Source organism: Burkholderia sp. Ac-20392 (assembly GCF_017104585.1).
Lineage (GTDB): Bacteria > Pseudomonadota > Gammaproteobacteria > Burkholderiales > Burkholderiaceae > Burkholderia > Burkholderia lata.
Genome location: NZ_JAAGPB010000425.1, coordinates 1 through 7,602 on the forward strand (window position 1 = coordinate 1; position 7,602 = coordinate 7,602).

General features: G+C 66.2%; 7 protein-coding genes. 5 read left to right on the forward strand and 2 right to left on the reverse strand.

The genetic code is table 11. From position 1 onward, the window contains the following. The 4 genes from G3N99_RS30975 to G3N99_RS30990 all read left to right on the forward strand — a co-directional run. A partial coding sequence (locus G3N99_RS30975; RefSeq protein WP_206124285.1) for an amidase family protein occupies positions 1–1,050 on the forward strand: 1,050 nt, incomplete at its 5' end. 4 nt (positions 1,051–1,054) lie between these two features. Next, complete coding sequence (gatB, locus tag G3N99_RS30980) at positions 1,055–2,530, forward strand: Asp-tRNA(Asn)/Glu-tRNA(Gln) amidotransferase subunit GatB (protein WP_046544181.1); 1,476 nt, start codon at positions 1,055–1,057, stop codon at positions 2,528–2,530. A gap of 118 nt (positions 2,531–2,648) precedes the next feature. Further along, entirely contained in the window at positions 2,649–3,488 is an 840-nt protein-coding gene (locus G3N99_RS30985) for a polyphosphate kinase 2 family protein (protein WP_174937419.1), read from the forward strand. Positions 3,489–3,529: 41 nt separating this feature from the next. Beyond that, positions 3,530–4,303, forward strand: coding sequence for an exodeoxyribonuclease III (locus tag G3N99_RS30990; RefSeq protein WP_011353553.1), 774 nt, complete (start codon positions 3,530–3,532; stop codon positions 4,301–4,303). Positions 4,304–4,413: 110 nt separating this feature from the next. Here G3N99_RS30990 and G3N99_RS30995 read toward each other — a convergent pair whose 3' ends face one another. Then, positions 4,414–5,466 (reverse strand): NAD(P)-dependent alcohol dehydrogenase, encoded by a 1,053-nt coding sequence (locus G3N99_RS30995; RefSeq protein ID WP_174937423.1) that lies wholly within the window; start codon positions 5,464–5,466, stop codon positions 4,414–4,416. Between the two features lie 227 nt (positions 5,467–5,693). Here G3N99_RS30995 and G3N99_RS31000 point away from each other — a divergent pair, with 227 nt between their 5' ends. Continuing rightward, positions 5,694–6,650: an AraC family transcriptional regulator gene (locus G3N99_RS31000; protein WP_175046773.1), complete on the forward strand. Its 957-nt coding sequence runs from the start codon at positions 5,694–5,696 to the stop codon at positions 6,648–6,650. A gap of 64 nt (positions 6,651–6,714) precedes the next feature. On the opposite strand, the gene G3N99_RS31005 is transcribed toward G3N99_RS31000, so the two are convergent. Continuing rightward, a partial coding sequence (locus G3N99_RS31005; RefSeq protein WP_206124286.1) for a M48 family metallopeptidase occupies positions 6,715–7,602 on the reverse strand: 888 nt, incomplete at its 5' end.

Here is a 7,602-nt window from a genome sequence, read left to right on the forward strand (position 1 = left end):
TTACACCGGGATATACCCCCTTCACCTACACGCCGCTCTTCCGATCTGCCGGCCGCGACCGGCACCGACACCGGCGGCTCGATCCGCCAGCCCGCGTCGTTCGCGGGCGTGACGGGCATCAAGCCGACCTACGGCCGCGTGTCGCGCTACGGGATGATCGCGTTCGCGTCGTCGCTCGACCAGGGCGGCCCGATGGCGCAGAGCGCGTCCGACTGCGCGCTGCTGCTGAATGCGATGGCCGGCTTCGACGAGCGCGACTCGACGAGCCTCGAGCGCGACGATGAAGACTTCACGCGCCACCTCGGCCAGCCGTGGGCGGCCGGCAACGATGCGGGCAAGCCGCTCGCGGGCCTGCGCATCGGCCTGCCGAACGAGTATTTCGGCGACGGCCTCGCCGACGACGTGCGCGCGACGATCGACGCGGCCCTGAAGCAGTATGAAGCGCTCGGCGCGACGCTCGTGCCCGTGTCGCTGCCGAAGACGGAACTGTCGATCCCCGTGTACTACGTGATCGCGCCGGCTGAAGCGTCGTCGAACCTGTCGCGTTTCGACGGCGTGCGCTTCGGCCACCGCGCCGCGCAGTACGGCGACCTGCTCGACATGTACAAGAAGTCGCGCGCGGAAGGCTTCGGCCCCGAGGTGAAGCGCCGGATTCTGGTCGGCGCGTACGTGCTGTCGCACGGCTACTACGACGCGTACTACCTGCAGGCGCAGAAGATCCGCCGCATCATCGCGAACGATTTCCAGGAAGCGTTCAAGTCCTGCGACGTGATCATGGGCCCGGCGTCGCCGACGGTCGCATGGGATCTCGGCTCGAAGGGCGATGATCCGGTGCAGATGTATCTCGCGGATATCTACACGCTGTCGGTGAGCCTCGCCGGCCTGCCCGGCATGAGCGTGCCGTGCGGCTTCGGCGCGGGCGCGAACGCGAAGCGCCCGGTCGGCCTGCAGATCATCGGCAACTATTTCAACGAAGCCCGGATGCTGCAGGTCGCGGACGCGTTCCAGCGCGCGACCGACTGGCACAAGCAAGTTCCGGCTGGAGCGTAAGCATATGGCAACTCAATGGGAAGTCGTCATCGGTCTCGAGACGCACGCGCAACTGTCGACCGTCTCGAAGATTTTCTCGGGCGCGTCGACGCAGTTCGGCGCCGAGCCGAACACGCAGGCCTGCCCGGTCGACCTGGCGCTGCCGGGCGTGCTGCCGGTGCTGAACCGCGGCGCGGTCGAACGCGCGATCCGTTTCGGCCTCGCGATCGGCTCGACCATCGCGCCGCGCAGCATCTTCGCGCGCAAGAATTATTTCTACCCCGATCTGCCGAAGGGCTATCAGATCAGCCAGTACGAGATTCCGGTCGTGCAGGGCGGCCAGATCACGATCCAGGTGCCCGCCAACGAAAAGGCCGGCAAGGAAGCGTACGAAAAGACGGTCAACCTGACCCGCGCGCACCTCGAGGAAGATGCAGGCAAGTCGCTGCATGAAGACTTCGCCGGGATGACCGGGATCGACCTGAACCGTGCGGGCACGCCGCTGCTCGAGATCGTCACCGAGCCGGAAATGCGCAGCGCGGCCGAGGCCGTGGCCTACGCGAAGGCGCTGCACGGGCTCGTCGTGTGGCTCGGCATCTGCGACGGCAACATGCAGGAAGGCTCGTTCCGCTGCGACGCGAACGTGTCGGTGCGCCCGGTCGGCCAGGAGAAGTTCGGCACGCGCGCGGAAATCAAGAACCTGAACTCGTTCCGGTTCCTCGAGGAAGCGATCAATTTCGAAGTGCGTCGCCAGATCGAACTGATCGAGGACGGCGGCGAAGTCGTCCAGGAAACGCGCCTCTACGATCCGGACAAGCGTGAGACGCGTTCGATGCGCAGCAAGGAAGACGCGCACGACTACCGCTATTTCCCCGACCCCGACCTGATGCCGCTCGTGATCGGCCAGGACTGGATCGAGCGCGTGCAGTCCGGGATGCCCGAGCTGCCGGCCGCGATGCAGCAACGCTTCGCCGACGAATACGGCGTGTCCGCGTACGACGCGGGCGTGCTGACGTCGAGCAAGGCGATGGCCGCGTACTTCGAGGCCGTGGTCGCGAAGGCGGGCACCGCGAATGCGAAGATCGCCGCGAACTGGCTGATGGGCGACGTTTCGTCGCAGCTGAACCGCGACGGCATCGAGATCGACGCGATTCCGGTCTCGGCCGCGCAGCTCGCGCTCGTGCTGCAGCGCATCGCCGACGGCACGATCTCGAACAAGATCGCGAAGGAAATCTTCGCGACGATCTGGGACGAGAAGGCCGACGACGAAGGGGCGGCCGACCGCATCATCGACGCGAAGGGGCTGAAGCAGATCTCCGACACCGGCGCGCTCGAAGCGATCATCGACGAGGTGCTCGCGGCGAACGCGAAGTCGGTCGAGGAATTCCGCGCGGGCAAGGAGAAGGCGTTCAACGCACTGATCGGCCAAGCGATGAAGGCGACCAAGGGCAAGGCCAATCCGCAGCAGGTCAACGAACTGCTGAAGAAGAAGCTCGGCTGAGCATGACCGCGCGCCTGAACCGCGCATGACGACGGGCCGCCCCGATCCAGTTCGGGGCGGCCCGTTGCGTTTGGTGGATGCGTTATCGTATGCACCACAGCGTCCAACGGAGGAACGAATGGCGAAACAACCGTCGCTCGACGATTTCCGCGTGCCGACCAGCACGCGCGAGAAGGAAGCCGCAGCATTCAAGCTCGATGCGTTCGACCCGGCCGCGAAGCCGTTCTCGTCCGGTTCGAAGGACGACGACCGCGAACGGCTGTCGGCCGTGTCGACCGAGCTCGACGTGCAGCAGGAGCGCCTGCACACGCAGCAGAAGAAGCGCGTGCTGCTCGTGCTGCAGGGGATGGATACCAGCGGCAAGGATGGCACCGTGCGCGCGGTGTTCCGCGAGGTCGATCCGCTCGGCCTGCGCGTCGTGCCGTTCAAGGCGCCCACGCCGATCGAGGCCGCGCACGACTTCCTGTGGCGCGTGCATGCGCAGGTGCCGGCCGCGGGCGAGCTCGCGATCTTCAACCGCAGCCACTATGAAGACGTGCTCGTGCCGCGCGTGCTCGACCTGATCGACGCGAAGGAATGCGAGCGCCGCTACCGGCAGATCCGCGATTTCGAGACGATGCTGGTCGAGAACGGCACGACGATCATCAAGTGCTTCCTGCACATCTCGAAGGACGAGCAGCGCGAGCGGCTGCAGGCGCGCATCGACGATCCGACCAAGCACTGGAAGTTCGACATCTCCGATCTCGACGCGCGCAAGCACTGGGACGCGTACCAGTCCGCCTACCGCGACGCGCTTGCCGCGACGTCCGCCGAGCATGCGCCGTGGTACGTGATCCCGGCGAACTCGAAGACGCACCGCAACGTGATGATCGCCGAGCTGCTGCTGCGCACTATGACCGACATGAAGCTGGAGTTCCCGCCGCCGAAGCCCGAGCTCGAAGGCGTGAAGATCCGTTAAGCTGCATCCCTGAAAAAACATCGAACTGAACGGAATCCGACATGATGCGAGTGATTACCGCCAACCTGAACGGCATCCGCTCCGCCGCGAAGAAGGGCTTCTTCGAGTGGCTCGGCGAACAGAATGCCGATTGCGTGTGCGTGCAGGAAATCAAGGTCTCGGCCGACGACCTGCCGGCCGAATTCGTCGAGCCGCACGGCTTCAAGAGCTATTTCCACCACGCCGAGAAGAAGGGCTACAGCGGCGCGGGCGTGTACAGCCGCCGCGAGCCCGATGACGTGATCATCGGCTTCGGCAGCAGCGAATTCGACGCCGAGGGGCGTTACGTCGAGGCGCGCTACGGCAAGCTGTCGGTCGTGTCGGTGTACGTGCCGTCCGGCTCGAGCGGCGAAGAGCGACAGCAGGCGAAGTACCGCTTCATGGACGAGTTCATGCCGCACCTCGCCGCGCTGAAGAAGAAGCGCGAGGTGATCCTGTGCGGCGACGTGAACATCGTCCACAAGGAAATCGACATCAAGAACTGGAAGAGCAACCAGAAGAACTCGGGCTGCCTGCCGGAAGAGCGCGAATGGCTCACGAAGCTGTTCGACGATGTCGGTTATGTCGACGTGTTCCGCACGCTCGACCCGCGCGCCGAGCAGTACACGTGGTGGAGCAACCGCGGCCAGGCGTACGCGAAGAACGTCGGGTGGCGGATCGATTACCAGATCGCGACGCCGGGTGTGGCGGGCACCGCGAAAAGCACGTCGATCTTCAAGGACATCAAGTTCAGCGACCATGCTCCACTGACGATCGACTACGACTACAAGAAGTGATGTCCCGCGCTACGCCGTGTGCGTAGCGGTCGGATGCAAAAACGGGTCGCATGTCGAACATGCGGCCCGTTTCTTTTGGGGCGGCGATCGTGCATGCCGCCCGGCGGCGCTTACTGCTTGATCGACGCCATGTCGACCACGAAGCGGTACTTCACGTCGCTCTTCAGCATCCGCTCGTAAGCGGCGTTGATCTGCTGCATCGGAATCGTTTCGATATCCGACGTGATCCCGTGCTCCGCGCAGAAGTCGAGCATTTCCTGCGTTTCCGCGATCCCGCCGATCAGCGAGCCCGCGAGGCGGCGGCGCTTGAAGATCAGGTTGAACACCTGCGGCGACGGATGGTCGTGCTCCGGCGCGCCGACCAGCGTCATCGTGCCGTCGCGCTTCAGCAGGTGCAGGAACGGGTTCAGGTCGTGCTGCGCGGCGACCGTGTTCAGGATGAAGTCGAAGCTGTTCAGGTGCGCGTTCATCTGCGCTTCATCCTTCGAGATCACGACTTCGTGCGCGCCGACCCGCTTGCCGTCCTCGATCTTCGACGGCGACGTGGTGAACAGCACGACGTGCGCCCCCATCGCGCGCGCCAGCTTCACGCCCATGTGGCCGAGGCCGCCGAGCCCGACGATGCCGACCTTCTTGCCGGGGCCGACGTTCCACTGCCGCAGCGGCGAGTAGGTCGTGATCCCTGCGCACAGGAGCGGTGCGGCGCCGGCCGGGTCGAGCGTCTCGGGCACGCGCAGCACGAACGCTTCGTCGACGACGAGCTGCGTCGAATAGCCGCCGAACGTGATATCGCCCGTCACGCGATCCTGGCCGTTGTAGGTGCCGACGAAGCCGTTCTCGCAATATTGCTCGAGGCCGTCGGCGCAGCTCGGGCAGGTGCGGCACGAATCGACGAGGCAGCCGACGCCGACCAGCTCGCCGACCTTGAAGCGCGAAACCTGCGGGCCGGTCGCGGTCACGCGGCCGACGATTTCATGGCCCGGCACGACCGGATAGATCGTGTTGCGCCATTCGTTGCGGGCCTGGTGCAGGTCCGAGTGGCAGACGCCGCAGTAGAGGACGTCGATCTGGACGTCGAGGTCGCGCAGCGCGCGACGCTGGAATTCGAACGGGGCGAGCGGCGACTGCGAATCGGTCGCCGCGTAGGCATAGGTAGTGCTCATGCGATGGGCTCCTTGTCCGGAAAGCATCCGGTGAAACAGACTGCCGTCGCATCATGTGGCGATGCGGCGAGGCAGGACGTCATCGTAAGGAGCGCGGCGCCGCAGTGAAATACACGAAGGTCTGGAAGATTTGCCTATTCCTCTCTAACTGCGTGCAAACAGCCGTCAAAACCCGTTCAAGGTGCTACATTGCGAGCCAGATTCTCTTGCCGGACAGGACCACGCAGATGAGCTTCGAGCCCCTTTTCGCCGATACGGGCGACCGTGTGCAGCGCCGCATGGTCGAGCTGCATACGCGCCTCGCGCCGAACGAGGGCGACACGCTCGCGGCGCTCGACGGCGTGCGCTTCTTCCGCGTGAGCCGTCCCGCGCCGCGTATGCCCGTGCTATACGAACCGAGCATCATCGTCGTGTGCCAGGGGCGCAAGCTCGGTTATCTCGGCGACCGTTCGTTCGTCTACGACGCGCAGCAGTACCTCGTGCTGTCGGTGCCGCTGCCGTTCGAATGCGAGACCTTCGCGAGCATGGACGAGCCGTTTCTCGCGATCTCGATCCGCGTCGATCTCGCGGTGATCGCCGAGCTCGCGATCCTGCTCGACGAGACGCTCGGCGTGGCCGTCAGCGAACCGCTCGGCATCGATTCGACGCCGCTCGACGCGCCGCTGGCCGATGCGGTCGTGCGGCTGCTCGAAGCGCTCGCGTCACCGCACGACACGCGCGTGCTGGGCCCAGCGATCATGCGCGAGATCGCGTATCGGGTGCTGACGGGCGAACAGGGCGACGCGATTCGCGCGGCGCTCGTCCAGCAGCATCACTTCGGCCGCATCGCGAAGGCGTTGCGGCGCATTCACGCCGACCTGAGGACCGATCTCGACGTCGAGACGCTCGCACGCGAGGCCGGGATGAGCCTCGCCGTGTTCCATGCGCAGTTCAAGCACGTGACGGCGACGTCGCCGATGCAGTACGTGAAGGCCGCGCGGCTGCACCAGGCGCGGCTGATGATGGTGCAGGACGGAGTCGGCGCCGGCACGGCGGCCGCGCGCGTCGGCTATGCGAGCGCGTCGCAGTTCAGCCGCGAGTTCAAGCGGCTGTTCGGCCGCAGCCCGGGTGACGAGGTGCGCTGGATGCGCGAGAGCGGAAGCCGGCCGGTTGGCGATCGGGCGGCGATCGACCTGACGACCTGAGCGAACGGCGGCGCGCAGCGGTGGTGCCACGCGTGGGGAAGCGGTGTGCAGCGCTGCCGCGTGCTCAGCGCCGCACGACCTTGCGACGCTGCGCGCTGATGCCCGCGTAATCGGGCAGCGTGTCGACGCGCTTGCCCACCGCCTTCGCGTACAGCGGCATGAGATCCGGCAGGCGGTTCAGCAGATCCTGGCGGCGCGCGGTGCTGTACGGGTGCGTGTAGATGAAGCCGGTTGCCTTGTTCCCGCGTGTCGCGACCGCGAGCTTGTCCCACAGCGTGATCGCCGCGCGCGGATCGAAGCCCGCGCGGGCGGCGATGTCGCCGCCGATCACGTCGGCTTCGGTCTCGTCGGTCGCGTTGTAGTGGAGCGCCTGCAGGCGATCGCCGAGGTTCAGTGCCTGCGGCAGCGGCTCGCCGACGCCGAACAGCGGCGGCAGTGCGGCCGCGCGCAGCGACGTCTGCGAGGTCGCGCTGAAGTTGCTGCGTGCGTGTTCGCGCAGCGCATGTGCGATGCCGTGCGCGAGCAGCACGCCGAGCTCGTCGTCGTTCAGGCGGACGCGGTCGAGCAGGCCGCCGTACACGAGCACCTTGCCGCCCGGCAGGCAGGTCAGGCGAATGTCGCGCGAGCGGATCGCATTGACGTCCCACGCCCAGTTCTTCACGCGGTCGTTCCATTTCACCGAATACGGCGCGAGCTTCGCGACGATCGCGCGCAGGCGCTTCACGCGCGGCTGGTTCGCGGGCAGCAGGCTGTTGCTGTCGGCGGCCGCCTGCACGATCTGCGCGTATTCGTTCGCGGTGAGCTGCTCGAGCAGCGGTGACGGAATCAGCGTGCGGAAGGCAATGGCGTCGCCATAACGGACCTGCTGCGGCGTCTGCGCATAAGCCTTCGTCGATGCGGCGCCGCCGGTCGGTTGCGCGGGTTCGGCGGCGGCCGGCTGGGCGGGGGCGGC